Source organism: Pedobacter sp. UYP1, assembly GCF_040547305.1.
In the GTDB taxonomy this organism is placed as follows: domain Bacteria; phylum Bacteroidota; class Bacteroidia; order Sphingobacteriales; family Sphingobacteriaceae; genus Pedobacter.
In genome coordinates this window covers 628314-653705 of record NZ_JBEPPL010000001.1, presented here as the reverse complement: position 1 = coordinate 653705, position 25392 = coordinate 628314, and the positions used below count along the sequence as shown (strand labels likewise).

The window sequence follows — 25392 nt, the reverse complement described above, 5'->3', positions numbered from 1 at the left end:
TGTTCATTTATTGATAAGTTGTTCTGCCAAGCCAATTAGAAGTCCATCCTTTGCCCGGATATAGCAGAGTTTATAAGAATTCTCATACCGCACTACTTCTCCAACAAGCTGAGCACCATGCTTGATGAGCCTGGCTACCAACTCGTCAATATCCTCAACAGTAAACATAGCGCGTAAATAACCCAGAGAGTTTACAGGAGCATTCCTGTGATCTGAGACAGTTGGAGGGGCTATAAATTTTGAAATCTCAAGCCGGCTGTGACCATCGGGGGTAATCATCATTGCAATCTCTACGCATTGAGAATCTAGTCCGGTAACCCGGCCAGCCCATTCTCCTTCAACCTTAGCCCGGCCTTCGAGCTTCAGGCCTATCTCTGTGAAAAAAGAAATAGCCTCATCAAGTGATTCCACAACGATTCCGACATTGTCCATTCGCAGTAATTTATTTTTTGCCATAGTTTTATCTATTTATAAAAAAAATCATAATTTCCTTGAACCTTATTTAAAAGACAATCCTTAACAAATCAAACTGCTATCAGCTCTAATTTTACCCCATCGGATCGGTCATTCTAAAAGTCACATTTCCCTTCCGTCCATTATAGCCATCGAAACCACTGCGTCCATCCCGACCATTTGACCCATTATTACCGTTCGGGTTTCCAACGCCTCCACTTCCTCCTGCACCACCTTTGCCAGCCTTGCCACCAGACCCACCTCTGCCTGGAATGCTGGATGCTTGAATCAGGTTTAAATAGGGGGTAACACCGGGAGAATAATTAATAGTAATATTTCCGCCGTTACCACCTGCATCGCCGTCCTGGCCATTTCCACCATCCTGACCATTTCCACCATCTCCACCCTGACCAGTTGTTGTATTGGTCGTAGTGGTTGTTGTTCCATCGCTATTTGTTTTTGTTTCTACATTCGTCGACACTGTGCCAGGGGACCCCGATCTACCCGCATTACCATCCGAGCCATTTAAACCGTCGCTTCCATTCCCACTTTTACTTGAAATCGCAATAGAACCGCCATTCGTATTCACCCAATAATTATAGATTTGATGCGTAGTCTGATTTTGAATCCTAATTTTTAACAATTGAGCATTGATAACCGGATCGTGATAAATATCTGCCATAACATTTAAATCATAGCCTGTTCCACTCGATCGCGCATTGAACTGATAGTTTGCAACATAATCCAGTAAAACGTTAAGTGTATCATTTATAGCAGTGTTTTTGGCTAATAAGGTGATCAACTGTATTTTATTGTTTTTAATTTTGGTAGGATCATTATCAATTTTTAAATCACCTTTTGATCTTGAAATATGAACACCATTAAATAGGAAAACAAAATCTTTTAAATTCTTCTTAACCGGGGCCCATTTGTCAAGAAACATTTTGTTATCAAAATATTTTCGCACACCAAACGGAACATGGTCGCCAGGTGCTTTCGAAAAATTCCCTGCGGTTAAAATATTGATGCTTTTTTCATAATTATAAGGTATTTTCTGCATGAATAACCACTTGTCTTTCCCACCTAAAAACCATTTTTTTGTATAGACATTAACCGTTAGTGAATCTCCTTTTTTATAGACTGTTCTGCTTCCTTTTATTTTAATTTTTCCATTTGAATAATTGCCGCTGTCTACTTCAATTTTATATTTCGACCAATCATCAAGACCATTTAAAAAACCTTTAGTTTGTGATTTTTGCCCTTTATCAGAAAGCACTACAATTCCTATAGGCAACGAATTGCCTTCTATGCGTAATACAGTCGGGTCATATTCAAGAAGATATTTTTGCGTGTCTGTTTTTGCGTTGCTCACAGGAGATTGAGCAATTACTGGCAGACACCAAATTAAAGAGACAAGGGTTGTAATAAAAAATTTCATAACTATTGATCAGACTAACTAGTTTCCGTTAAAACTAAGATAAACAAACGACTAAAAAGTTTAAGAGCCTGTTTAAATTTTAATTCACTAGGAAACCTTCTTTAACCCATTAACTACAGGCAAGTTCTGAGGATTACCCATGTATTGAGAACCCCAATCGTCCATTGTACTGATTACGGGTAATAATGAAGTTCCCAGGTCTGTTAGAAAATATTCTACTTTCGGAGGAAGCTCCGCGTAGACTACACGTATAATTATCCCAAATTCTTCCAATTCTTTAAGTTGCTGATGGAGTACCCTTCTGCTAGCCTTGGTGTTTAGCCTTTGTAATTCGCTGGGTCTTCTAGAGCCACGACTGATATTCAGTATTAAGCATGGTTTCCACTTACCACCTATAATCTCCATAATCATTGCCATACCACAATCCAGGTCTTTGGGAATCTTTCTTTCGTACATATACTGTGTGATTAGGTAATGCGATATAAAAGTAATTATTAAATCTAATATAGGGTATAGGGATAAATTTCGCCCTATATGATAATGAAGTACGTACTTGTTTAAGCATACTCATCCGCACACCTTTGCATACAATCTGTTAGCAATGGAGGTGGCAGATAGCCTATAAATATGAATCAATCATTTCACTTCACAAACTTTTTAAAATCACTTTTTACGATTGCAGTTGTTGCAGTAATGGCAACAACAACCAACGCACAACAAAAGGAATCCAAACCCCTTGCCCAACCAGGATATTATCAGATGAAATTGGGTGACTTTGAAATCATCGCTTTATCAGATGGCACAGTGCCCCAGCAACTAAGTAAACTTTTACGAACCAGTCCGCAGAAATTGAATAAAGCATTGTCCCTTAATTACCAAACAGACCCCGTTGAAGCTTCTGTGAATGCCTATCTGATCAAGGCTGATCATAAATTGATACTTGTAGATGCGGGAACAGCTGAATTATACGGTCCATCACTGGGACATTTGAGTGAAATTCTAAAAAGAGCTGGATACTCTCCTGATCAGGTAGATGCAGTATTAGTTACACATATCCATACCGATCATACTGGCGGACTAATGGAGGGAAAGCAAATGGTTTTCCCAAATGCTACAATCTATGTGAGTAAGGTAGAAGCAGATTTTTGGTTCAGTCCTGAAAACTACAAACAAGCAACTTCAGGAATGAAAAAATACTTTGTTGAAGCAACTACGAAAGTTGGGCCTTATATGAATGCAGGCAAAGTAAAAACCTACACCTATGGCAGCGAACTTTTTCCTGGAATAACTCCAATAGCCAGTCCTGGTCACACGCCCGGGCACAGCTTTTATGCAGTAGAAAGTAAAGGACAAAAAATAGTTTTCTGGGGCGATATTATACACTCAGCTGCTGTTCAATTTCCAGATCCATTCATAACTATCATTTATGACATAGATCCAAAGGCTGCTGTTACTGCCAGAAATAAAGCATTTGCAGAGGCCGCAAAAGATGGATACTGGGTTGCAGGAGATCATCTTTCATTCCCGGGAATTGGTCATGTCCGTAATGAAAAAGATGGGATTGGATATAGATGGATTCCCATTAATTACAGCACTTATTCGTCTGGTCAGTAAAGGTGTCTTGTCCTGAAAACAACTGACAAATTAGTAACGAATACTATTTGTTACAGGTTCGTCCATCAACTTTTGGAAAAGGTCGATAAATTGTCCAACATGTAAGCCGTCAACCAATGCATGATGCACATGGATAGACATCGGCATAGAACGAACCCCATTCTTCTCCGTCATTTTGCCGAAGGATATTTTTGGAGCACTATCTTTAAAGGCAAACGAACGGGCATGAGATACTGAAGTAAAATCAATCCAGGGTAGGGCAGAAAACCGGATCAAGTCTTGGCGGCTGGTACGCTCCAGGTCATTACGCCCTCTAACACGGGTCATTTCCTTTAAACCTATTTCCATAAAATCGTTAAAATCAGCAGCGTAATCATAAAACGCAAAACCAAAAGTGCCATTAGGCCGGTCGACAGTGGAACCCCCGTTAATGACATCATATAAAAATACCTCGTCATTTTCGATACGCAATCGGAATGCTTCTATTTGCTGAGCTGCTGCCAATGATTTATGGAGATAATAAAGAAAGAAAGATGTGCCGTTGGCCTTCGCATCCCGATAAGCTGCTGTACAATCAATAGCGATATTCACACCATAATAAGGTTCCTCGAACTCATTAAATAGCAAAAAATGTTCTTTTCTTGGCCAGGTTTCAATATCGATTTTCGTTTTCATACTCTTTAACTTGTTTTGTTGCGATCGCGGGCTAAATTAAGGATAAAATCCGCATTTCATTTAGCGATGGGATTGATAAACTAAAAGCTGTTCGCTTACCGAATGTTTTCTGTCGAATTAAGCTGCTATAAATCAAAAGAAGCCATCTAAATAATTTAGACAGCTTCTTTTGATTTCTTTGTAGTCCCGTGGAAATCATATGCCGAATTGAACTACATTTTTACTATAGCCGTAACTTCTATTTCAATTACTACATCGCTTCTAAATAAACTTTTCACCTCTAAAAGAGTACTTGCTGGTGGGTTGTCCAAATTAATAAACTGATCTCTGGCTTCTCTGTAACCAGCTATTTGGGAAATGTCAGAAGTGAAAATCCCAAGTTTTACAATATCATTGAGACTGGCACCACAAGTTTCTAAGATATCTTTGATATTTTCAAAAATCTGAATGGTTTGTGTTTTCACATCATTACCCACTAACTCACCTTGCTTATTATATGGAATTTGTCCGGATAGGATAATCATTTTCTGGTTCCCAAATGGGATTTCTACGGCTTGAGATAAACCTTTTATCGCAAATACTTTTTCTGAATTTTTAAATTGTAGCATAACTGTATGTGAATTATTTTTTTACAAAACTCTATTATATTTTGTGCAACAACATTGCTTAAAATGCCAGATTTCGTGACTTTTTGTGTCAACTAAAAAAAACTGGTTATAAATTGTTGGCCAATAGATTTTGTATTTTTGTGGAAAATCTTATCATGGATGTTATCAAACAAATAGGAGATCAAAATTCATTTCCAGGAACACATATTATTTTAACATCAAAAGAAATCGGTACAACTGAGATTTGTCGTCAACAGCATAAAACACCATTTCATAAGCAGAATATGTTGAAAGAACATTTTTTGTTATTTGCAGTAGAGGGAGTTAATGAACTGAGCATTGGGAACCGCATTTTTTCTTTAAAAAAGGGGGAAATGTTATTAATAAAAAAGGCTACTTATGTAGAGATCGTAAAAGCTGGTAATGCGCTGGATAATTTTATGTACGAAAGTGTTTCTTTCACGCTGAAGAAAGACATCATCATCGATTTTATTAAATTGATTGAACTGGATGAGTATTCAGGAAAACCAGTTGCTGATGACGAAATCCTGATTCATCCATATGGAGGACGCTTACAATCATTCCTTGCATCTTTAAAACCTTATTTTGACGATAATGAAGGTGTAAAAACAGGATTGTTCAAACTGAAAATCTTAGAATTACTCTACGACCTTTCGCAAGAAAATCCAGGATTCTTGCAACAATTGATCAACCTCAACCGGTATGAAACCCGGGATCTGGTAAAAACTATAGAAGCACATTACCTTAAGCCTTATACGCTTCAGGAATTAGCTTACATTTCAGGAAGAAGTTTGTCTGGTTTTCGCCGGGAGTTTGAATCTTTGTTTCAAACAACACCGGCGAAGTGGATACAAGAAAAGCGGTTGCAAAAAGCCAGAGACTTATTTCTTGCTACCCAACTGACAATTGCAAATATTTGCTATGAAGTTGGTTACGAAAATGTTTCTCATTTCTCCCGCTTATATAAAAGTCATTTCGGATACAGTCCGAGTGAAACCAAAAATCAGGTAATTTTGAAATAAGATCTTAAACACTGCTGTAAAAAGCAGTTGAAGCGGCTAAAAAGCCCCCCCCCAATAATTTGTGGAATACGCCAACATTATCTCATTTTTTAATTGATAATCAATCAGTTCTATTCAACTATTCATTTGTTTAAACAAATATTCGTATTTTTAAACAATTAGTGTGAAAATACGATTTAACTATATGTCTTTATAGAAATTGACTATTCATCTGGATTATAATAAAGAATTTCAATGAACGTACTTAGCAGAAACAACGTAGTCATAAAGGGGAATGGTACGTCACCAATGATGTTTGCACATGGTTTTGGTTGCGATCAAAATATGTGGCGCTTTATTACACCTGCATTTGAGGATTCTCATCAGATCATTTTATTCGATCATGTCGGAGCGGGGAAATCTGACCTGAAAGCATATGATCCGGCAAAGTATAAAGACTTAGACGGTTACGCTCAGGATATAGTCGAGATTGCTGAGGAGTTGAACTTAGAAGATATTATTTTTGTTGGGCACTCCGTTAGCGCCATGATGGGCATAGTTTCAGCAGAAAAGGCGCCTAACTTATTTAAAACATTAATTTTAGTCTCTCCATCCGCTTCTTTTATCAATGATGGAGATTATATAGGAGGATTTAGTAAGCTTGAAATTGAGGAACTTTTAGAGTCGTTAAATACAAACCATATGGGGTGGTCAATGACAATGGCTCCATTAATAATGGCCAATCCTGATAGGAGTGAGTTAGGTGAAGAATTAACGAACAGTTTTTGCCGTACCGACCCTACCATTGCTCAGCAATTTGCACGTGTAACTTTTCTCACCGACAGCCGCAGCATATTGAGTACATGTACCACACCCGCATTGATACTTCAATGTTCAGACGACATTATTGCACCTATTGAAGTTGGCGGGTACATTCATGAAAAAATGGGTGAAAGTAAGCTCTTGATTTTGGAAGCAACTGGTCATTGTCCTCATTTAAGTGCTCCTGAAGAAACTATATCAGCCATAAAAGCTTATTTATAATATGTCGTCAGATCCAGAAAAATTGAACAATCCAGGCCTAGAGAATAATTTTGAGGATTTTCTTGAACATTCATTATCCGGTCATATCTCTACAAACCCACGCGGCGAAATTATCAGAATAAACTCCAAATTACTGGAATGGTTAGGCTATAATAAAGAAGATCTGATTGGTAAGCGTATAACTAGCTTGCTGGCTATGGGCAGCAGAATTTTTTATGAGACCCATTTATCCCCTTTATTAAAATTGCAAGGATCTTTTGAAGAGGTAGCTGCTGAATTATTGTTAAAAGATGGCAGGAAGCTTCAGGTTCTTATAAACGGGTATGTTAGAAAAGATGAGCACAACAAACCATTATTTATACGTTTAAATCTCTACAGGGCTACAGAGAGAAAAGTTTATGAAGAAAATTTGCGTCTTGCGGTTATTGAGGCAGAAAAGACTTTAGTAAAAGAACGCGAACTATCGATATTAAGAGAGCAATTTATTGCTGTTTTAGGTCATGATTTAAGAAATCCTTTAGGCGCAATAAAAACGGGCGCATCGCTTTTAGCCCGATCTGCTTCATCAGACCGAGATAAATTAATTGTAGGCATGATTCAAAAAAGCAGCCTTCGTATGGAAGAATTGATAGCTAATGTTATGGATTTTGCCAGGGTACGTTTAGGAGGAGGGCTATCCCTGGATTTAAAAGATATACTCATCGAACCAATTATTTTACATGTAACAGAGGAATTGCGTATTACCTTTCCTGAGAGAATGGTAACTGTAGATTTTGAAGTTAGAAAGACCATTAATTGTGATGCAGACCGCATTTCACAATTGTTATCAAACTTGGTAGCAAATGCGCTTACACATGGATCACCACATGAACCCGTAAAAGTCATCGCCAAAATAGAGTTGAATTATTTCGAGCTTATCGTTTCGAATGGAGGTAAGCCGATCTCAGAAGATGCACTCGAAACATTATTTGAACCTTTTACCAGAGAAGCTAGTAGTCCAAGTCAGCAAGGATTGGGTTTAGGGTTGTATATCGCATCGCAAATTGCTAACGCACATGGTGGAACCCTAACAGCAACTTCCAATACTATTGAGACGCGCTTTACATTTCGTATGCCTGTTTAATCACCGGGTAGCAAAGGGGTTGAAGAGTTAAATTTAGCATTCTGAGATAGGTTATCCCCAGTTGTGAAAACCTCATGCTAATCCTGTTTAGTCAACTAATGATGAATATCATCTATTGTTAATGAGTGTGTTTAAAAATAATTGAACTTTTATATTTTTGAAGTGCTCTTTTTATTATAATTGACAAAATATCAGGATTATTGATGTCGCATATACTATATTTGTGACAACAAAAATAGACTAGATGAGAAAATTAGAATTTGCATCCCTGCAAGTTAGGGATCTTGAAACCTCGAAAGAATTTTACACCACAAAACTAGGGTTCGAAGAAGCAGGAATACCTAACCCACAGGCCTGTGTTTTTAGATACAACAAAGGCGAAGCAAGTTTTGCCATTAGAACACCTATCGGCAACCTGGAAGGAAAAGAGCTAGGCATCGGCACCTCACTCTGGTTCGCAATCGATGGGGAAATAGAGGACTTGCAAGCTCAGCTATTAGCAAATAATGTGACCCTGTTAGGGCCAGTTCAGGAAACACCTTTCGGGAAAATCATTATTGCCAAAGATCCTGACGGATATAATATCACTTTTTTGAAGTCAAACTAATCCTATTGATATGAACAGGGATAGAAAATACTGGATCATTGTGGCATCTAAAGACCATGTCAAAAACGGTATTGCAGAAGGAATTGCCCAGGCCTGCCATGGAAAGGTGTCGCCTTTGAAAAGAATGCGTAAGGATGATTTCATTCTCTATTATTCAGGAAAGCGGACCATGGGAAGACCTGAGATGTGTCAGGAATTTACTGCGATAGGAAAGGTTATGGATGATGAAATATACCAGGTCAAGGTATCCGAAGACTTTTGTCCATCAAGACGTAATATTGAATTTTTGCCAGGTAATGATGTTTCTATTTTGCCGTTAATTCCCGGACTGGATTTTATTCCTGACAAGAAAAGCTGGGGTTATCCATTCCGTTTTGGTTTCTTCGAAATCAACCAACATGACTTTGAACTGATTTCTTCACAGATGCTACAAAAAGAATATGTCTGAAAAAATTGAATTTCATTTTAAAAAGCCCGAAGACAGTCCCGGTTATCTTCTGGGGCAGCTAACCATGTTATGGCAGAGGAAATTAAAGCGTGTCTTAGATCCTTTAGACCTGACGCATACCCAGTTCGCGCTGCTTTGTGCATTAGCTTGGTTATCCAGGGAAAGTGACAAGGTTACGCAGGTCGATATAGCCAATCAGGGCAATGCAGACAGAATGATGGTATCAAAGGTATTGAGAACACTGGAAGAGAAGAATTTTATTACCCGACAAGAACACCCGACAGATACCAGGGCGAAAACCATCAAACTGACTTCGGACGGAGAAATAGTACTGCAAAAAGCCATTCTCTGTGTAGAAACTGCTGATCTAAATTTTTTTTACAAATCAGAAGCAGATTTAACTGCCTTTAATTCAAAGATGGCGGCATTGATTGAACAGAATAATAAAGAAATATAAAGTAAATTTTGATTAATGTTGTGGATAGAATTAGGTATAGCGTCATGCTTGATGGGAGGCATTGACGTTATACCTGTTTGTAACTGGATCATTGTATTTATTTACAATATTTCTTTATTAATTTATTCAGACTCCCTTTTTTGATAGCGGCTTTAGCAAAAAAATCAAATATCGGCTCGGCTATCTTTTGAAACCCTGCCATCCTGGAGTTGCTTAAGTATATAAATAGCACTAAATCTGAAAATTTACGTGGAGTTCCTGCTGTATTTACTAAGCCATCTTTCGCAAGCCCTTTTAAAATAAGCAATGAATTCTCAAAGTTTTTATTGCCAGGATTAAGGGTTGTCGTTACCCTACATTCCTCGTTAGAAATATTATGATAATAATGCTTTTCATTTGGTGCTATAGACACAATATCCCCCTTCTTTAAGTGGTGAATATCTTTACCTCTACCTACTTCAAGTGTCCCTTTTAAAACCTCAAATGTTTCTGAAAACAAAGTGTGGAAATGCCATGGAGTTTTTTCTCCCGGCAGAATATTTAACGCCAGTACACTGTTTTCATTGTTGTCTACTGAACTAATCAGTTTAATGTACCCTTGAGTCTTCATAGTGATTTTTTTGTTTTAGTTGCCAATAAGATTATCCCGGATACGGCACAAATGAGGATCGCAATGATATGTGGCATAGCTTGAAGAAAGCCATTGTAGCTTTTGCTAAGAACGATAAGCATATCGGTAACCGGAATCATTGTCCCTGCTAATAAAGTCACACCCAAAGCGCGTCTTTCATTCATCAATACAAATAAAAAGATCAGCAGCCCTGAAAATATGTCCCTGATACCTTTTATATATTGAAAAGAATAGTCGCCCTTTGCCTTAAAATGTATGCCATATCCGGCTGTAGCAACTTCAGGAGATAAGAAAAAGCGGGCTCCGAGAAAAATCATTCCCAGTCCCAGTAAAAGTGCGATTGTATAAGAAATTTTTGTTGACATGATAGTTTGTTTTAAATGTTAAATAATAACACAAAATTATCAGGTCAGCTGCCGGCATTAATGCACCTGGGTTAACAAATCAAAATCGGGTAAAAATTCTTTTACGGATACGGCTAAGCGATTGTGGCTTAACCCCAACAAACGAGGCTATATGGTATTGGGAAATTCTTTGTTGCAAGTCTGCATGTGCATTTAAAAACCGCTCATAGCGAAGTTCAGGAGTTTCTGTATAAAATGAATTGATATCTTGCAGTAGTTGTATAAAAACAGCTTCGATTGCTATCCTGCCAAACCTTTCCCCTTCACTAACGTTCGCATAGAGCAATTGCAGGTCATCGTACGAAATAGCTAAGACAATACTATCTTCTAAAGCTTGTATAATTTTTGAAGATGGTTTTTGAGGAAGAAAGCTTTCATAATTACATACATAATCATTTTCCTGAGAAAAGGCATATGTTTTTTCCTCACCATCGTGATTAATATAGTATCGCATTAATCCCTTTACAACAAATCCGACTTGTTTACAAATTCGTCCTTCTTCTAAAAAGAAATCTCCCTTTTTGTATATCTTTTCTTTAAACAAAGAGGTTACAATGCCTATTTCGGTTGGGTTTAGCGTTATTAGATTTTGTATACTATTGAGTAAGTTATTGATCATTTGGGTATTGCGCTGAAATTTCGTCTAACGTGTTTTTATCATGGTTTTAAAAGCTTTTGCATCCTTTGGCTCTATTGGTGTAGCGTCTGTTACATTGTAGCCGCAACGGGTTGGTGGCATAGTCGTTACAGAGAACAGCGGTTCATTATTTTCTTCCACAGGTAAAAGTATATTAATCGGGCAAAGCAGTGTACCCTAATATTAACTTACCAAAAAGCTACCAAAATGTATGAGCACACCTGCAGGATCAAGCATAAAACATTCCTCTCCCCAGCTTTCTTTTCTGATAGGAATTAACTTTACACCGTCATACTTTTTATCCACGGCGCTTGCTTGTAAATTTTGAAAAGTTAGAGCAACATCTTTTACTTCCAAAAAGACCATAGTGTTTTCTACCCAGTCTTTTTGATAGTAATTTTGCAGATAAAAACTTAATTTATCAGCTGTAAAAAGTGATAAATCAGGACTAATAACTACCTCTTCAAAACCAAGATCGCTGTAAAATGCCCTGGAAACGTTAAAGTTTTTCGCGCCAATAAACGGCCTTAAAGATTTCATTTCAAGTTTCATACATGCAATATATTAAATAATTCCTTCATCGCAATAAGATGTATTGACCACCTCCAATTTTCAAACAAACTAAATTCAAAACGTTAATCATACTTATCATTTTGGCTACAAGATTCTCCGGTTTCGCCACAAACCATGAATACCGCAAGATTAGATTTGTATTCAATTAAACAAAAGAAAAATGGCAAAAACGATATTTATCACGGGAGCTTCCGCAGGTATAGGTAAGGCTACTGCAAAACTTTTTGCGCGGAAAGGCTGGAATGTAATTGCGACAATGCGCAAGCCGGAAAACGAGAAAGAACTTAATCTTTTAGACAATGTAACCTTGCTGCCACTAGACGTAACAAACCTGGAACAGATTAAAGAAACGGCACAAAAAGCTTTGGCACTAGGCCCAATTGACGTCGTCTTTAATAATGCAGGTTATGCTTTACTAGGTGTACTGGAAGCCATTACAGATGAGCAGATAGTTGACCAGATGGAAACGAATTTCTTTGGTGTAGTTCGGGTAACTCAGGCTTTCATTCCATATTTCCGTGAAAAAGGCTCCGGTCTTTTTATTACTACCGGGTCTTCTGCCGGCTTAATGGGATTCCCGGTGAGTTCGATGTATGATGCAAGCAAATGGGCTCTTGAAGGTTGGAGTGAAAGCTTATCTTACGAATTAAGTGAAATTGGCGTTGGCATTAAAACCATTGAACCTGGATTGGTCGCGACTGAAATAGGAGACCGGTCAGTAATCGTTTCTCACCCGGCTTACGAAGATTTGATGGATAAATTTACGGCACTAACGACATATGGTGAAAATGTCACAACAGCAGAGCAGATTGCAGAAGTCGTTTATGGTGCCGCTACCGATGGCAAAGATACTTTGCGTTATGTGTGCGGTGAAGATGCTAAAAGTCTGTATGCCCAAAGGCTGGCAAATGGTGACGAAGCTTTCAGAATAGGGATTAAACAAATGCTTAACACCAATCAGGCAATTTAAATGACATTGCCGGTAGATATCTTTGATCATATTTACCGGCAGGATTTAGTTATGGAGCAGCGGAATAAATTACGGGTTTTTCAATCTATTACACAAATGCAACGTGTTTTTGGTTTACCACAACCCTTGCATCCAATGATTAGCATGCTTGACTACAGCAGAGTAGAAATCACTAAGGAGATGCTATCGGCGCCTTTCGTGATGAATTTATACAACATAACCTATAACGAATCGGCTGGTTGTAAAATGAAATATGGGCAAACAGTTTATGATTTTCAAGAAGGTGGTATGTTTTTCACATCACCGGGTCAACCGTTAACTGGCATAGAGACTGCTGATGCGACTTCAGGTTTTACCTTACTGATCCATCCTGATTTTTTAAGGAATTATACGCTGGACACCAAGATTAAAACTTACGGTTTTTTTGAATATTCGGTAAATGAGTCTTTGCATCTATCTGGTAAGGAAAAACCGATTATTAACGCTATAGGTAAAAATATAGGCGATGAACTGGAAACGGCCATAGACGATACTAGTCAGGATGTGCTGATTTCACAAATAGAGTTACTATTAAGCTACAGCCAGCGCTTTTATAAACGCCAGTTCATTACGAGAAAGCCAATGAATAACGCTTTGCTTGAAAAGCTGGATAAGCTGCTGGATACTTATTTCAACGATGAAACGGCATTGATTCACGGCTTGCCAACAGTTCAGTTTCTTGCGGAGAAGCTAAATATATCACCAAAATATTTGGGCGACGTATTGCGGGCGCTAACCGGTCACAATACGCAGCAGCACATTCATCTCAAGCTTATCGAAAAAGCTAAAGAAGTACTGACTACAAGCAATCTTACCGTTGGTGAAATTGCCTTTCAGTTAGGTTTCGAACACCCGCAATCATTTAACAAATTATTTAAATTAAAGACCAATCTGTCACCGCTGGAATTTAGGGCAAGCTTTAATTAACGCATAATGTCTAAAATCGGCATAACCTCTCGATCAGATTTTTCTGTAATGGATAAATGCTGCTCAACGAACTTTTAGTTGCCATTTCGAACTCTGAAAAATCGAAACCAGGTGCAACTGCGCAGCTCACCAATGCAAAACCTAATTTTGACGGAACCTCCGCTGCAAACCAACAATTCGGTTCGATGATAGCTTGTAAATTACCACTTTCTGAATCACTAAGCTCTATACACTTATAACCCCCGTTTGTATCTAAAACATGGATATTTACTGCCTGACCACTATGAAAGTACCAAAGCTCATCAGACTTTAAGCGATGAAAACCAGAGAAATCGTTGCCTTCAAGTAAATAATATATCGATGTGCAGGCGCTTTTTAATTCACTTTCATTGTTCCGATAAACTTCAGACTGAGATCTGAAAGTTTCTTTATAATAACCACCTTCAGGATGTGGTTGAAGACCCAGGCGGTCTATCCAGTAGCTAGCATTGTTTTTCATATATTTTTGTAAACTTATTTACCATTATAAATAACGCATTCTTATCGGGAATAATATAATAGCTTCACCAAATAGCCGGGATTTGTTAGGATTGCCGGAGATATAACTTTGACAATGACACTCTGTACCATGGTCTTGGGGTTTAAGGGAAATTACGCAAATTAAATATGTTCGTATATTTATGAGTACCTGTCGGTTTCAAAAAAACATGAAATTATGAAAAAATATTATCTATGCTTTGTATTCATTTTCTTCTCATCCCAAATGAATTTATTCGCTCAAAATATTAAAAAGAAAGACAATTATACTTATCAAGTGAGAGAAGAAGAAGGCGACTTAAATAATGACGGTAAAGTGGATAAAATAATTGTAAAAATGGATACCATAGATGAAACAAGGCCATTAATATTACAAATTTTCCTGTCTCATCCAAATGGAAAATTAACCTTAGCTGTATCTTCCACCAAAATAATTGAGCCACAATATCCCATTGAAAAGCAAGGAAAACATAATGAATACCAAATTCCAAATTTCTTCATTGAAAAAGGGATTTTAAGGATGTGGAGTGAAATTAAAGGAGGGAATATTACTTGCGATTTCAAATATCGCAAAGGAAATTTTGAATTAATTAATGTAGAAAAGGTAACTCATAATACCGCCAAAGGGTACATAGACGAATATACAATATTTACAGAAACTAAATTCAACTTAATTACTGGGCTTAGGACCGAAACTGATGACGTGTTAGGTTCAGGAAAAATATTAAATAAAAGGAAAAAAACAGTTTTAATCAGGCCGTTACCGAAAATACAGGATTTCAAATATTCTGATAAAAAACTATATTAAAAAACCGGCCTGCTAAGGTAATAGCTAATACAGTGTTATGGTATCAATGTGTCCTATAATTTGATATCTATACTAAAGTCGGACTATGTTGTTGAAAGAATCAATTCAGATTTCTAAATTGATTAGGTGTCAGTCCTGTTTTTTGCTTAAACAGCCTTGTAAAATGCTGTTGGTATTTAAAACCAAGATCACCAGCTATTTCATTAAAAGTTTTTGAACGGTCAAAAATATAGATTTTTGCCTGGGCTATCATTTTGGACTGTATATAATCCAACGCAGTACTGCCTGTCTCTTTTTTGATCAGGTCTCCAAAATAGTTAGGGGACAAGTGCAATTGCCCTGCACAATAAGCAACACTTGGCAGTCCCAGTTGCGAAGCCTTTTCTGAGTGAAAATAGTCGGTCAATAGCTTTTCGAACCTTACCAGTATATCCTTATTTGCATGGCTGCGGGTTATAAACTGACGATCATAAAACCGCGTACAGTAGTTCAGGAACAGCTCTATAATGGAAACAATCAAAGTCTTGCTGTGCTTATCGATATTCTGCTCTATTTCTTCCGAAATCTTTTCCAGAGATTCCATTATTGTTTTTTGTTCCTTTTTTGAAAGGTGGAGAGCCTCGTTCACCTCATACGAAAAGAAGTTATATTCCCTGATGGTTTTTCCCAAACTTGTTCCCTTGAGAAGATCGGGATGGAAAACAAGCCCATAACCTGAAGGGATTACTGCCTCGCCATTGCTGTCTATTCCGTAAACCTGTCCAGGCGAAACAAATACCATAGTTCCATCCTCATAATCATAGCTCTGGCATCCGTAGGTCATATTTCCACACTTTATATTCTTAAAAAATATCGCATAGATGCCCATATAATGTCTGTAGTGGATAATGGTAGGTACTTCATTGAAATTAATAACACTTACCAAAGGATGCAGCGTGTCAACCCCAACATAATCATTATACTGACGGACGGTATCCAGTCTTTTCACTTCTTCCATAGCATTAAATGTACAGCTCAAATTTAACCCTAATTGTTTAGCTCTGGTATAGAATCAGTAAAAATGGTAAACATTACTGTATTCTATATAAAACTGAAACAAGACTAACTATCGATATTTGTAATGTGCATTTCTGGTGAAAGTAAGCTCACCCAGGTAGGCACACTAACTTAAATTCGATAACAATGATTGTAGTAGTTGAGCAAGGGGGTATTTTTGAGAGATTAAGATCGGGTGAACCTATAAGGTTGGACGACCCTGAGTATTACAAAATAAGTGAGGTAGTAGACCGGACAATGAAATTTTCGCAACAGCTAAATACCTCGATCGACATCAGTTCAATACGCAATTTGCTTAGTGAAATCATTGGTGCCAGAATTGATGAAAGCACTACTATTTTTGCTCCATTTTATACCAACTTCGGAAGATTTACCAGTATAGGAAAGAACGTGTTCATCAACCACGCCTGTTCATTTCTCGATATGGGTGGTATTACACTAGAAGATGATGTACTGATTGGGCCAAGAGTTAACCTCGTGACTGAGAATCATCCGTTAGACCCAGCAGATAGACGTGCCTTGATCACAAAGCCAATCCTTATTAAAAAGAATGCCTGGATTGGCGCAGGAGCAACCATACTTCCAGGAGTAACCATTGGGGAAAATGCGGTAGTAGCGGCAGGTTCAGTTGTTTCCAAAGACGTTCCGGCTAATGTTGTCGTAGGCGGCGTCCCCGCAAAAACTATCAAATCAATATACTAAAGCAAGGGGATAATATATGTCCAAAGGTGGTTCGTCATCAACTGCAACGCACCCTACATTGAGCAGTAATACAAAATTCGATAAATTCCATTTGACAAGCTGGAAACTTTCTTTATCAAACACCTGCAAAAAAGGCGGGAAATATAATTCTTTTTTACGCCTTTATATTAATATGATATTGGTTCCCTATTCATTATTATATTTTTACGCTCATCGCTTTGATTACTCTTTCGCGATGCTGCATTCCCCACGACGCCATTTCATTGATGATCGGCTTAAGCGAATAACCGTACGCTGTTAACTCATACTCTACTGTTACCGGTTTGGTGTTCAATACCGTACGCGTCACCAGGCCATGCAACTCTAACTCCTGCAATTCTTTAGAGAGCATTTTTGCTGCGATACCATCTATGCTTCCTATCAACTCCATGAAGCGTTTTTTACCGAAGCTCAGTGAGCCAATCAGCCTTATTTTCCATTTCCCGCTTAATACATCCATCGTATCGCGAATTGCCAAATGATGCGTGGAACAGGCGTCCATATCCAAGAGCTCTTCTTTATCCATTTTAATGATAGTTTCTTTGAGGAAACCAGTTTCCATAAGTAAACCCATTACAAAGATAAACCATAGTCATTATATATTTGCTATTGAATTTTAAGCATAAACACATGAATCATATTGTAAAATTTCCTCCAGTTGTTTCCGTCAGCCCGATTACCCTGGAAACTTCGGGCCGCGACTATCCGCTGCAGGTACGGGCCTCGGTGCCTGCTTATGGTGAACAACTACCTATCATTGTTTTTTCACATGGTTTTGGCTCTTCTATGGATGCATACGCTCCCCTGGTCAATTATTGGGCCGCTCATGGTTTCGTTGTTATTCAGCCGACTTTTCTTGATTCGGGAACAATCAACCCTGACCCTAAGGCCGGACATAGTGAGGCCATCCAGGCCTACTTGCAAGATCCGCGAAAACTAATGATGTGGCGTTATCGTGTTGAAGATGTAAAGCACGTGCTTGATCAGGTTGACTTGATAGAAAATTCTGTTCCTGGTTTAAAAGGACGCCTTGACCAAAGCCGGATTGCAGCAGCAGGCCATTCGTTTGGAGCTCAGACAACAGCTACGTTATTAGGCACGAGAGTGATCAATGCCGATAGAAGTTTAAGTGAAGATATGCACGATCCGAGGATAAAAGCAGGTGTACTTCTTAGTGCAGGCGGCCGCGGTGGCGAAGCGCTAAGTCCATTTGCCAATGAACATTTTCCGCATCTGAACCAAAGCTACGCTCAAATGAATACGCCGGCGCTTGTTGTTGCCGGAGACCAGGATAAATCTCCATTGACGACCATGGGGCCTGAATGGTTTACCGATGCTTATAAGCTAAGTCCCGGGGCAAATAGCCTGATTACCCTGATTGGTGGGGAGCATATGCTTGGCGGGATTTCAGGCTATTTAGTGACAGAAACAACCGATCAGAGCCCTGCCCGGGTAGAGGCTGTACAACAACTTACCACAGCTTACCTGCGCTCCGTTCTTTATCCAGGTGATCTGGCATGGCCTTTAGCTTGCACTTACTTTCAAGAGCGCCCTAATCCAATAGCTCAAATCATTAATAAATGATTTTCATGGATGGAATAGGGTAGTGGTAAGCTTCTATTCCGGGAACAAGAGAAGTGGGATCAGGCTTAGGCTTCTGGAAAGTAAAACGATTAGGCATGTTCTGCCTTTCCAATTATCGGAATGCTAAAATAAATGTTGAGCCCTTACCTTTAAATTGTTTATTACAGGTTTATCCCAATAAAAAAAAAGTATTTTACAGGAGATCCCGCTTATCTATACGGACAGAATAGTCCCCGTTAGAAATTTTTTCTGCCACATCTGAAATCTTATCAATTTGCCTCTCCATAGTTTTTTTTCGTTCTGACAACTCCATCTCCAGCTTTTCAGCCATGGAATTATTCTTCTGGATTTTCATATAAAAGAAAAGTGTCATTAACAAAGCAATCAGGGAGGCAAATCCTATAAAAATAGGTGTCACTGAGGCAAACTTGTCCATTTTTGCATTGCGTATTACCATAAGTTTAACTTCACGGTCATTCATCGTCTTTATTACTATTCTGGCAGAATCCATGATAGCCTTTCCCCTGACTAAAGTGCTTATAGTAGATAAACGACCCTGCTTTTTGTCTGTGATTGTCCTTTCGATAATGTCAAACTTCTCATTAATTAATCTTTTAAGAAGCGGGAAATCATTTTGCTGAGATTTGTTATCACTGGTTAACTGCTGAGCAGTGTTATAAAAGTTAAAAACGTCATCCTTTGAACCAGTATAGGGTTCCAAAAATGTTTCTTCACCTGTTAATAAATAGCCACGTTGTCCTGTTTCAGCATCCTTCATCCTTGAAATCAAGTTTTCCAGAGATGAGCTGACTTGTGAAGTATGTTCTACCCATTGCTGGCTATCCAGCAATTGCAAAATACTTAAATAAGAAATTACTGAACTCAATAACAAAACAAATAAACTGGCGCCAAAACCGAAAATAAGGTTACGCTTGGCATTTTTATAATTTTTACGCATTTTCAAATGTAGAAGAGATATTAACAATATATAAGCAAGGTGGCAAAAGTAAGGGATTAGCAATGAAAACCAACGGTGTGAAAAAAATTGATCAAAAAAAATATTCTGCTGGTTAATTAACTTCAATCCCAGGTACTATTGTGTTCAAGTATTTGCGCTGAACCATTTTATGTTTTTTTAACACTAATGGGTTTCTACGGTTACCATATTGTAAATCCTTTATTTGAATGACGCAAAGAACAGTTTTGCATCATATTCCAATTTCACAAATCCATCTTGCTGATGATCGGTGAAAATCTTCTTTACGCTTCCAGCCAAATCTGAATATCCGGCTTCTCCCTGGATGGGAGAGTAGCTTGAAGACCTGAAATATCCCATAAGTTCATCTTCATTAAGAGAGCGACTATGGTAGATCTCTTGCTGAACAATCTCCGATTGATTAAAGAATTGCTGGATCTTCAAAAGATCTATTTTTTCAACGTGAGGTTTTTTATCGGAATAATTGTTTTTCAGTGCCTGGTATACTTTTAAGAATTGACTTTTCTGCTGCAGAATATTCCAGATTAGCAGAACGTGACCTCCAGGTTTTATAATTCTTTTAAACTCTTGCCTGGTCTGTTTGGGATCAAACCAATGAAACGATTGCGCAACAGTGATCAAATCAACGCTATTAGTTGCAAGCCCTGTATTTTCCGCTTTTCCATTAATACTTTTAAGATTGGGATATTCCTTTAAAAAAATATCGGATCTATCCCTCATCTCTTTATTCGGTTCTACAGCAGAAACCTTATAACCCTTCTTTAATAAGAGTTCGGTGAAAATTCCTGTCCCAGACCCAATGTCAGCAATTAATTTACTTCTATCAAGACCTATATTCTGTTCAAGATAAGTCACAATTGCCTCGGGATATCCTGGCCTGTATTTTTGATAATCTTCTGAATGGTTTGAAAACCTTCCTATAGAGTTATGATTCATTTTAATTTATTTTTTGGTAACTGCTCCCAAAAGTCAGCTCAAATTTGGGAGCAGTGTACGATTGTATAACGTTTACATTTACTTATTCATTCGATCTGTCTCTGATTATTTGTTAATATTGAGATTGGTATTTAACTCAGACTGAGGTACGTTGAACAAATAATATGGGCTGTTTGGAATAAAAGCTGTTCCATCCGGGAACTTTAAAGTGGTGTGCTGTTTTGCATTCACGAGCTTACTTGTGCCATCAGGAGTAATTACAGTAACTTTAACAGGTTGGCCATTCGCGTCGTTATATGGAAGTCTCTGAACTGCCGACTGGGTTCTCAAAATATCTGATAAAGCAAATCCTTCTCCCCATAGCTCTTTTCTCCTTTCAATCAGAATAGCATCAATTACATCCTGCTGACTTTTACCTATAAGGCTATACAGATTGGAATTTCTTGCCTTGCGCAATTCGTTGAGGTATTGTACCGCGCTAATTAGATCCGCATTTCTTGCATAGCCCTCTGCTTGTATCAAGGTCATTTCAGAGGAGCGCATTAAAACGATATCACCTGTCTGGTCTGCCCGGAATTTAAATTTAGCATAGCGCAGATAACCTTCCCGGCCTGGCAGTCCATCCCAGGAAAACAGTTTTGTTCTGATATCATTTTCGTCAAACAAGGTTTTAAAGTTAGGGTCTGCCATAAAACTATAGTAATAGGAAGAAGAAGAACTTACATCCAGAAAGTTAAAGGTATAACTGGCGGTATTCTGATCCGGTTTTTGTCCGTGTCCCCAAATCCATTCACTATTGGTCAGGTCATTAAATCCACTGTAGTAATCAGACGTGCTCATATAAGCATAATTTTTTCTCGCCAGCCCTGCTTTTTCAGCTGCAAGAGCCCATTTGCCGATATTTAAATATGTTCTGGCCTGTAAACCATGTACCACATCAATATTGATCTTGTACTTTGTTGCATCAGGTCTGGTATAGGCACCAAGAAGAGTTTCTGCCTGCGTAAGATCTGATGTGATCAAAGTGTAAATATCCTGTAAAGTGGATTTTGGTTTTCCTTCAGTATCGGCTGCGGTTGGGGTAGTATAAATAGGTACTGCTTTAGCCTGAGGATCTTTCAGATATGAAAACTGATAGTATGTAGCCAGGTTTAAATAGCTGTTTGCCCTTAAAGCAAGAGCCTGGCCTTTGATCTGGGCTTTTTTTTCTGCTGATCCGCTTGCAGCATCAATTTTGGTAATAATATTATTGCAGTTGTCAATCACTTTGTACAAAATTGTCCATATCGCATTTAATCTGGTTTGGTTATTGGCTCCTGTAAAAGGATAAGCATCTCTGTAACCATATTTATTGGTAATAATAGCTACATCATCGCCCATCGCATCACTCGTCCTCAGTATAGTCGTATAACCTGGATTTGCATAAGAAAAATAGGTGTCATTCATATAGGACCATGTCCCGTTAAGAACAGTCTCAATATTGTCTGCACTGGTATAAATTAAACTTTCAGGAACAGCATCTGTTGGAGCTGTAGTAAGCTCTTTTTTACAGCTGGCCAGGCCTAGTAAAAATGCAAAGACTAATAGAGGGGTAATTATATTGAGTTTCATGTTGTAAAATTAAGATCTGTTAAAAAGTTAAATTCATACCTGCCGAGAATGTACGGATGGCTGGATATCTGTAATAAGTAGCTCCCTGAACAGTTTGTTCAGGATCCATTCCTTTATGACCATAAAAGGTGAGCAGGTTTTCACCTGTCAGGAAAAATTTCAAATTGTTGATCCCTATTTTTTCTGATACGGCTTTAGGTATACGATAGCCGAGGCTTACACTTTTTAAACGGGCATAAGTAGCACTGTACAAAAAACGGGTAGAAGCCTGTGTCCATCCAAGGTTGTCTGTAGTTAAACGGGGAACATCTGTATTGGGATTTTCAGGCGTCCAGTGATTCAGCATTTCGGCAGACCACGATGCTCCTGGATTACTCCCGTTCTGCATTAATGAAATGTAGTCATTGTCCAGTATTTTACCTCCGATACTATAAGAAAGCATAGCCGAAAGTTCAAATTGTTTGTAGCTGAAGGTGTTTGTAATCCCGCCGGTAAGCTTGGGCAGGGAGCTGTCCTGTACGTATTGTGTAGCTTTGCTATAATCATTCGTTGTTACTTTCTGTCCACTACTGTTGGTTGTATACCAGAGGGGGTTACCATTAGCCGGGTCTACACCAGCCCACTCCCTTAAATAAAAATCATAAATGGAGCCGCCAACACTTAGTAATTTATTTCCTGAAATAAGGTTATTCTGAGGCAGGTCAGTGATTTTGTTTTTATAGTGCGTGGCATTTAAGCTGACAGACCATCTGAAGTCAGGCGTGATTACCGGAATCGCATTGATCTGTAATTCGACCCCTGTGTTTTTTAACGCGCCAATATTTGCATCTATATAGGTAAATCCCGTTGATGTTGCTTTTGGCCTTCTGAAAAGCAGGTCTTTTGACCTTCTGTTAAAATATTCAATAGTACCGCTGACCCGGTCTTTAAAAATTCCAAAATCCACGCCTGCATTAAAATTAAGATTGGTTTCCCATTTTAAATTTGGCGTTGCAAGGCGGCTTGTAACCAACCCATTCTCGCCTAAATTGTTATTCACATTATAAAGTGCTTCATAAGCATAATAAACACCAATATTGTCATTTCCCTGTGCACCATAACTGGTTCTGAAAGTTAGATTACTCAACCACGGTGTATCCTTAAGAAAATCTTCCTTTGATGCTCTCCACGAACCACCAAGCGACCAGAATGTGCCCCATCTGCTTTGAGGGGAGAATCTTGAAGATCCGTCAGATCTTACTGACGCTGATACCAGGTATTTACTTTTGTAATCATATTCGGCCCTGCCAAAAAAGCTCAGTAAGGTATAGTCTAAAGCATATCCGCCAAAACTATTCAGCTGTGAAGCTGCATCAGGCTCATACAATCCGGGAAGGACAAAACCCTGTCTGCTTCCGGACATGATCCGCGAGTTATATTTATAGATTTCCTGACCGCCCAGAACACTTAAGTGATGATCCTGATTAAAGGTCTTTTCATAAGTCAGGATATTATTCCACGTGTAGGAATAAGTACGCGTGACCTGCCTGTTAATGGAACCTTTGATCTCTGCACTTTCACCCAATAGGGGATTGGCATAATCATTTTCATTAGTATTGGTATAATCTCCGCTGTAAGTAGTTTTGAATTTTAATTCAGGCAAGATCGTGGCTTCCAGGAAAGTCCTTGCAGCTACGTTATCTTTAAATATTTCATTTTTGTCCAGTCCAACAGTAGCAGCCAGGTTACTTCTCGGAATTGCTGCATTGGGGCGGTAAGCACCAAAGTCAAATACCTTATTTCCTGCGCCGTCTAATTTATATGAACCATCACCATTGCGTTCATAAACAGGATAAAAGCTTGGTATAGATCTGGAAAAGTTAATTACATTAGCCGTATTGCTATCCTCAGATACAGGGTAATCCTGTTTTGAGTTTGAGGCAGAAATATTCAGTCCGGCCTTTAGCCATTTCTTTGCCTGTGTTGTCAGGTTGACCCTGGCATTGTAACGTTTAAATCCCGATCCTAAAGCAATCCCGCGATCGTTGAGGTAACCGCCAGAAATATAATACTGGCTTTTTTCGCCGCCTCCGCTAAAACTCAGGTCGCCCTGTGTCCTTAAAGCAGTCTGTTCAACTGCTTTTTGCCAGTTATCATTCCATAACGGAACTGCTCCCGGTACGATTTTACCATTCTGTCCTACAGGTTGGGGGTATTTTGAACCATAAGGATTAATGCCAAGGTCTGTCAGTATATTTTCACTTGCAGTTGTACGCGCCTGCGCATCAGTTAAACCATTGGTAAGCTGTTTGTTTTTTAGGGCAAGCCAATAACTTTCAAAATACTGATCTGTATTCATTTGCTTATAGTCTTTTACCGCCCTGTTTGATACCCCTTCTGTAAAATTTGCGCTGATTTGTGTATCCGGCGAACTCTTTCCATTTTTGGTCGTAATAATAATCACTCCATTAGCACCTCTGGAACCGTAAAGCGCACTGGAAGCTGCATCTTTCAGTATACTCACAGAAGAAATATCATTTATATTAATAGAACTTATATCTCCTGAAAATGGATTGCCATCTACTACATATAAAGGATCACTGGAAGCGTTGATAGAGCCAATACCCCTGATCCGGATTGTTGCTGTAGTTCCAGGCTGACCACTTTGGGATGTAGCCTGTACACCAGGTGCTATGCCCTGCAATGCACTACTGATATTGGAGACCTGCCTGTTTTCGAGCTGCTCACTTTTGATCTGTGAAACAGACCCAACGTAACTGGAGCGTTTGGCAGTACCATAGGCGATAACGACTACCTCATTTAATGAATTAGGAGTATTGGATAAGGTGACATTAAGGATACTCCCTATTGCAGGAAGTTCTTTTGTTTCATAACCTAAAAAGTTAAATATCAACGTTTCCTGATCAGACGGAATATTCAGGCGATAACCTCCGGCTTGATCAGTGGTTGTTCCGGAATTTTTTCCTTTAATACGGATACTTACTCCTGAAAGAGGCAGACCGGTTTCGTTTTCAATTACTTTTCCAGCTATGCTCCTCGTTTGCTGGGCATAACTAATCTGATGACTGAATAAAAATAGGAATAAGATGGACAGGCTTATTTTCATAAGAATATAATTATTGATTTTATGGGCCAGCGGGCCCGGTTTGTGTTTAAATTAAAAGGCATAGGAATTCCATCAACATCAGAACAGACGCCGTTTAAAGAATTATATTAAAATTAAAGGAGGTTTAGCAGGTACATCAACTACTTGTGCAACAAGCAATTTTTTTTAGTTCAACTGCAGAAAAAGAGATAGGGGATGACGGAAAAAAATGTAGAAAGTTCTTCATATAAATTAGTGTTAAATAGAATATAAATAAATTCTGTAAGCTTTGATCGTGCAAATATATTAAAATACTACTATTTTAGTAGACTAATGTTTATTATCTTTAAGTTTTGCTAAAAAGAAC

Annotated in this window: 28 protein-coding genes; 12 read left to right on the top strand and 16 right to left on the bottom strand. The window is 38.4% G+C overall.

The annotated features are described in order from the left end of the window. Nucleotides 1-3: 3 nt before the first annotated feature. From ABIB30_RS02870 to ABIB30_RS02860, 3 genes are all read right to left on the bottom strand, one after another. Nucleotides 4-456 carry a VOC family protein gene (locus ABIB30_RS02870; protein ID WP_354299246.1) on the bottom strand — a complete coding sequence of 151 codons (453 nt, stop codon included), beginning with the start codon at nt 454-456 and terminating at the stop codon, nt 4-6. 91 nt (nt 457-547) lie between these two features. After that, on the bottom strand, nt 548-1891 hold the full coding sequence (locus tag ABIB30_RS02865) for a hypothetical protein (protein WP_354299245.1): 1344 nt from the start codon (nt 1889-1891) through the stop codon (nt 548-550). Between the two features lie 87 nt (nt 1892-1978). Beyond that, nucleotides 1979-2347 (bottom strand): winged helix-turn-helix transcriptional regulator, encoded by a 369-nt coding sequence (locus ABIB30_RS02860; RefSeq protein ID WP_354299244.1) that lies wholly within the window; start codon nt 2345-2347, stop codon nt 1979-1981. Nucleotides 2348-2518: 171 nt separating this feature from the next. Here ABIB30_RS02860 and ABIB30_RS02855 point away from each other — a divergent pair, with 171 nt between their 5' ends. Next, the gene (locus ABIB30_RS02855) at nt 2519-3505 is read left to right on the top strand and encodes an MBL fold metallo-hydrolase (protein WP_354299243.1); all 987 of its coding nucleotides are present in this window, start codon (nt 2519-2521) and stop codon (nt 3503-3505) included. Nucleotides 3506-3535: 30 nt separating this feature from the next. Here the strand turns inward: ABIB30_RS02855 and ABIB30_RS02850 are convergent, their stop codons facing one another. Both ABIB30_RS02850 and ABIB30_RS02845 read right to left on the bottom strand, forming a co-directional pair. Continuing rightward, entirely contained in the window at nt 3536-4180 is a 645-nt protein-coding gene (locus tag ABIB30_RS02850; RefSeq protein ID WP_354299242.1) for a CatA-like O-acetyltransferase, read from the bottom strand. Between the two features lie 212 nt (nt 4181-4392). After that, nucleotides 4393-4788 (bottom strand): RidA family protein, encoded by a 396-nt coding sequence (locus tag ABIB30_RS02845; protein WP_354299241.1) that lies wholly within the window; start codon nt 4786-4788, stop codon nt 4393-4395. Nucleotides 4789-4943: 155 nt separating this feature from the next. On the opposite strand from ABIB30_RS02845, the gene ABIB30_RS02840 reads away from it, so the two are divergent. The 6 genes from ABIB30_RS02840 to ABIB30_RS02815 all read left to right on the top strand — a co-directional run bounded on the left by ABIB30_RS02840 (nt 4944) and on the right by ABIB30_RS02815 (nt 9489). After that, complete coding sequence (locus tag ABIB30_RS02840; protein ID WP_354299240.1) at nt 4944-5831, top strand: helix-turn-helix domain-containing protein; 888 nt, start codon at nt 4944-4946, stop codon at nt 5829-5831. A 234-nt stretch (nt 5832-6065) separates the two neighbouring features. Next, nucleotides 6066-6854: an alpha/beta fold hydrolase gene (locus ABIB30_RS02835; RefSeq protein WP_354299239.1), complete on the top strand. Its 789-nt coding sequence runs from the start codon at nt 6066-6068 to the stop codon at nt 6852-6854. A 1-nt stretch (nt 6855) separates the two neighbouring features. After that, the gene (locus ABIB30_RS02830) at nt 6856-7977 is read left to right on the top strand and encodes a PAS domain-containing sensor histidine kinase (RefSeq protein ID WP_354299238.1); all 1122 of its coding nucleotides are present in this window, start codon (nt 6856-6858) and stop codon (nt 7975-7977) included. Between the two features lie 244 nt (nt 7978-8221). Next, nucleotides 8222-8584: a VOC family protein gene (locus ABIB30_RS02825; protein ID WP_354299237.1), complete on the top strand. Its 363-nt coding sequence runs from the start codon at nt 8222-8224 to the stop codon at nt 8582-8584. Between the two features lie 10 nt (nt 8585-8594). Then, entirely contained in the window at nt 8595-9032 is a 438-nt protein-coding gene (locus ABIB30_RS02820) for an EVE domain-containing protein (protein ID WP_354299236.1), read from the top strand. Next, complete coding sequence (locus ABIB30_RS02815; protein ID WP_354299235.1) at nt 9025-9489, top strand: MarR family winged helix-turn-helix transcriptional regulator; 465 nt, start codon at nt 9025-9027, stop codon at nt 9487-9489. The genes ABIB30_RS02820 and ABIB30_RS02815 overlap by 8 nt, the downstream gene beginning before the upstream one ends. 97 nt (nt 9490-9586) lie before the next feature. Here the strand turns inward: ABIB30_RS02815 and ABIB30_RS02810 are convergent, their stop codons facing one another. The 4 genes from ABIB30_RS02810 to ABIB30_RS02795 form a co-directional block, all read right to left on the bottom strand. Further along, nucleotides 9587-10099: a cupin domain-containing protein gene (locus ABIB30_RS02810; protein ID WP_354299234.1), complete on the bottom strand. Its 513-nt coding sequence runs from the start codon at nt 10097-10099 to the stop codon at nt 9587-9589. Then, a complete protein-coding gene (locus ABIB30_RS02805; protein WP_354299233.1) occupies nt 10096-10485 on the bottom strand; it encodes a DUF4267 domain-containing protein in 390 nt (129 codons plus the stop codon). The genes ABIB30_RS02810 and ABIB30_RS02805 overlap by 4 nt, the downstream gene beginning before the upstream one ends. 79 nt (nt 10486-10564) lie before the next feature. Further along, nucleotides 10565-11143: a Crp/Fnr family transcriptional regulator gene (locus tag ABIB30_RS02800; RefSeq protein ID WP_354299232.1), complete on the bottom strand. Its 579-nt coding sequence runs from the start codon at nt 11141-11143 to the stop codon at nt 10565-10567. A 201-nt stretch (nt 11144-11344) separates the two neighbouring features. After that, the gene (locus ABIB30_RS02795; RefSeq protein ID WP_354299231.1) at nt 11345-11713 is read right to left on the bottom strand and encodes a VOC family protein; all 369 of its coding nucleotides are present in this window, start codon (nt 11711-11713) and stop codon (nt 11345-11347) included. A gap of 181 nt (nt 11714-11894) precedes the next feature. Here ABIB30_RS02795 and ABIB30_RS02790 point away from each other — a divergent pair, with 181 nt between their 5' ends. Continuing rightward, entirely contained in the window at nt 11895-12704 is an 810-nt protein-coding gene (locus ABIB30_RS02790; protein WP_354299230.1) for an SDR family oxidoreductase, read from the top strand. Continuing rightward, a complete protein-coding gene (locus tag ABIB30_RS02785; RefSeq protein WP_354299229.1) occupies nt 12705-13670 on the top strand; it encodes a helix-turn-helix domain-containing protein in 966 nt (321 codons plus the stop codon). A gap of 10 nt (nt 13671-13680) precedes the next feature. Here ABIB30_RS02785 and ABIB30_RS02780 read toward each other — a convergent pair whose 3' ends face one another. Continuing rightward, a complete protein-coding gene (locus tag ABIB30_RS02780; RefSeq protein ID WP_354299228.1) occupies nt 13681-14169 on the bottom strand; it encodes a cupin domain-containing protein in 489 nt (162 codons plus the stop codon). A gap of 216 nt (nt 14170-14385) precedes the next feature. Here ABIB30_RS02780 and ABIB30_RS02775 point away from each other — a divergent pair, with 216 nt between their 5' ends. Further along, complete coding sequence (locus ABIB30_RS02775; protein WP_354299227.1) at nt 14386-15015, top strand: hypothetical protein; 630 nt, start codon at nt 14386-14388, stop codon at nt 15013-15015. 100 nt (nt 15016-15115) lie between these two features. Here the strand turns inward: ABIB30_RS02775 and ABIB30_RS02770 are convergent, their stop codons facing one another. Further along, nucleotides 15116-16012: a helix-turn-helix domain-containing protein gene (locus tag ABIB30_RS02770; protein WP_354299226.1), complete on the bottom strand. Its 897-nt coding sequence runs from the start codon at nt 16010-16012 to the stop codon at nt 15116-15118. 185 nt (nt 16013-16197) lie between these two features. Between ABIB30_RS02770 and ABIB30_RS02765 the strand changes: the two genes are divergently transcribed. Further along, nucleotides 16198-16773 (top strand): sugar O-acetyltransferase, encoded by a 576-nt coding sequence (locus ABIB30_RS02765; RefSeq protein ID WP_354299225.1) that lies wholly within the window; start codon nt 16198-16200, stop codon nt 16771-16773. Between the two features lie 196 nt (nt 16774-16969). Here ABIB30_RS02765 and ABIB30_RS02760 read toward each other — a convergent pair whose 3' ends face one another. Then, nucleotides 16970-17314 carry a winged helix-turn-helix transcriptional regulator gene (locus tag ABIB30_RS02760; protein WP_354299224.1) on the bottom strand — a complete coding sequence of 115 codons (345 nt, stop codon included), beginning with the start codon at nt 17312-17314 and terminating at the stop codon, nt 16970-16972. Nucleotides 17315-17442: 128 nt separating this feature from the next. Here ABIB30_RS02760 and ABIB30_RS02755 point away from each other — a divergent pair, with 128 nt between their 5' ends. Then, a complete protein-coding gene (locus ABIB30_RS02755; RefSeq protein WP_354299223.1) occupies nt 17443-18396 on the top strand; it encodes an alpha/beta hydrolase family protein in 954 nt (317 codons plus the stop codon). A 193-nt stretch (nt 18397-18589) separates the two neighbouring features. On the opposite strand, the gene ABIB30_RS02750 is transcribed toward ABIB30_RS02755, so the two are convergent. The 4 genes from ABIB30_RS02750 to ABIB30_RS02735 form a co-directional block, all read right to left on the bottom strand. After that, a complete protein-coding gene (locus ABIB30_RS02750) occupies nt 18590-19354 on the bottom strand; it encodes a CHASE3 domain-containing protein (protein WP_354299222.1) in 765 nt (254 codons plus the stop codon). Nucleotides 19355-19573: 219 nt separating this feature from the next. After that, nucleotides 19574-20329, bottom strand: a complete 756-nt coding sequence (locus ABIB30_RS02745) for a class I SAM-dependent methyltransferase (RefSeq protein ID WP_354299221.1) — start codon at nt 20327-20329, stop codon at nt 19574-19576. 105 nt (nt 20330-20434) lie between these two features. Then, on the bottom strand, nt 20435-21940 hold the full coding sequence (locus ABIB30_RS02740) for a RagB/SusD family nutrient uptake outer membrane protein (protein ID WP_354299220.1): 1506 nt from the start codon (nt 21938-21940) through the stop codon (nt 20435-20437). Nucleotides 21941-21959: 19 nt separating this feature from the next. After that, nucleotides 21960-25046 carry a SusC/RagA family TonB-linked outer membrane protein gene (locus tag ABIB30_RS02735; RefSeq protein WP_354299219.1) on the bottom strand — a complete coding sequence of 1029 codons (3087 nt, stop codon included), beginning with the start codon at nt 25044-25046 and terminating at the stop codon, nt 21960-21962. Nucleotides 25047-25392 lie beyond the last annotated feature (346 nt).

What these genes read in the sequence shown, in the direction of transcription:
- ABIB30_RS02870 (WP_354299246.1), bottom strand. Translation starts at nt 456, where the DNA reads ATGGCAAAAAATAAATTACTGCGAATGGACAATGTCGGAATCGTTGTG.
- ABIB30_RS02865 (WP_354299245.1), bottom strand. Translation starts at nt 1,891, where the DNA reads ATGAAATTTTTTATTACAACCCTTGTCTCTTTAATTTGGTGTCTGCCA.
- ABIB30_RS02860 (WP_354299244.1), bottom strand. Translation starts at nt 2,347, where the DNA reads ATGTACGAAAGAAAGATTCCCAAAGACCTGGATTGTGGTATGGCAATG.
- ABIB30_RS02855 (WP_354299243.1), top strand. Translation starts at nt 2,519, where the DNA reads ATGAATCAATCATTTCACTTCACAAACTTTTTAAAATCACTTTTTACG.
- ABIB30_RS02850 (WP_354299242.1), bottom strand. Translation starts at nt 4,180, where the DNA reads ATGAAAACGAAAATCGATATTGAAACCTGGCCAAGAAAAGAACATTTT.
- ABIB30_RS02845 (WP_354299241.1), bottom strand. Translation starts at nt 4,788, where the DNA reads ATGCTACAATTTAAAAATTCAGAAAAAGTATTTGCGATAAAAGGTTTA.
- ABIB30_RS02840 (WP_354299240.1), top strand. Translation starts at nt 4,944, where the DNA reads ATGGATGTTATCAAACAAATAGGAGATCAAAATTCATTTCCAGGAACA.
- ABIB30_RS02835 (WP_354299239.1), top strand. Translation starts at nt 6,066, where the DNA reads ATGAACGTACTTAGCAGAAACAACGTAGTCATAAAGGGGAATGGTACG.
- ABIB30_RS02830 (WP_354299238.1), top strand. Translation starts at nt 6,856, where the DNA reads ATGTCGTCAGATCCAGAAAAATTGAACAATCCAGGCCTAGAGAATAAT.
- ABIB30_RS02825 (WP_354299237.1), top strand. Translation starts at nt 8,222, where the DNA reads ATGAGAAAATTAGAATTTGCATCCCTGCAAGTTAGGGATCTTGAAACC.
- ABIB30_RS02820 (WP_354299236.1), top strand. Translation starts at nt 8,595, where the DNA reads ATGAACAGGGATAGAAAATACTGGATCATTGTGGCATCTAAAGACCAT.
- ABIB30_RS02815 (WP_354299235.1), top strand. Translation starts at nt 9,025, where the DNA reads ATGTCTGAAAAAATTGAATTTCATTTTAAAAAGCCCGAAGACAGTCCC.
- ABIB30_RS02810 (WP_354299234.1), bottom strand. Translation starts at nt 10,099, where the DNA reads ATGAAGACTCAAGGGTACATTAAACTGATTAGTTCAGTAGACAACAAT.
- ABIB30_RS02805 (WP_354299233.1), bottom strand. Translation starts at nt 10,485, where the DNA reads ATGTCAACAAAAATTTCTTATACAATCGCACTTTTACTGGGACTGGGA.
- ABIB30_RS02800 (WP_354299232.1), bottom strand. Translation starts at nt 11,143, where the DNA reads ATGATCAATAACTTACTCAATAGTATACAAAATCTAATAACGCTAAAC.
- ABIB30_RS02795 (WP_354299231.1), bottom strand. Translation starts at nt 11,713, where the DNA reads ATGAAACTTGAAATGAAATCTTTAAGGCCGTTTATTGGCGCGAAAAAC.
- ABIB30_RS02790 (WP_354299230.1), top strand. Translation starts at nt 11,895, where the DNA reads ATGGCAAAAACGATATTTATCACGGGAGCTTCCGCAGGTATAGGTAAG.
- ABIB30_RS02785 (WP_354299229.1), top strand. Translation starts at nt 12,705, where the DNA reads ATGACATTGCCGGTAGATATCTTTGATCATATTTACCGGCAGGATTTA.
- ABIB30_RS02780 (WP_354299228.1), bottom strand. Translation starts at nt 14,169, where the DNA reads ATGAAAAACAATGCTAGCTACTGGATAGACCGCCTGGGTCTTCAACCA.
- ABIB30_RS02775 (WP_354299227.1), top strand. Translation starts at nt 14,386, where the DNA reads ATGAAAAAATATTATCTATGCTTTGTATTCATTTTCTTCTCATCCCAA.
- ABIB30_RS02770 (WP_354299226.1), bottom strand. Translation starts at nt 16,012, where the DNA reads ATGGAAGAAGTGAAAAGACTGGATACCGTCCGTCAGTATAATGATTAT.
- ABIB30_RS02765 (WP_354299225.1), top strand. Translation starts at nt 16,198, where the DNA reads ATGATTGTAGTAGTTGAGCAAGGGGGTATTTTTGAGAGATTAAGATCG.
- ABIB30_RS02760 (WP_354299224.1), bottom strand. Translation starts at nt 17,314, where the DNA reads ATGGACGCCTGTTCCACGCATCATTTGGCAATTCGCGATACGATGGAT.
- ABIB30_RS02755 (WP_354299223.1), top strand. Translation starts at nt 17,443, where the DNA reads ATGAATCATATTGTAAAATTTCCTCCAGTTGTTTCCGTCAGCCCGATT.
- ABIB30_RS02750 (WP_354299222.1), bottom strand. Translation starts at nt 19,354, where the DNA reads ATGCGTAAAAATTATAAAAATGCCAAGCGTAACCTTATTTTCGGTTTT.
- ABIB30_RS02745 (WP_354299221.1), bottom strand. Translation starts at nt 20,329, where the DNA reads ATGAATCATAACTCTATAGGAAGGTTTTCAAACCATTCAGAAGATTAT.
- ABIB30_RS02740 (WP_354299220.1), bottom strand. Translation starts at nt 21,940, where the DNA reads ATGAAACTCAATATAATTACCCCTCTATTAGTCTTTGCATTTTTACTA.
- ABIB30_RS02735 (WP_354299219.1), bottom strand. Translation starts at nt 25,046, where the DNA reads ATGAAAATAAGCCTGTCCATCTTATTCCTATTTTTATTCAGTCATCAG.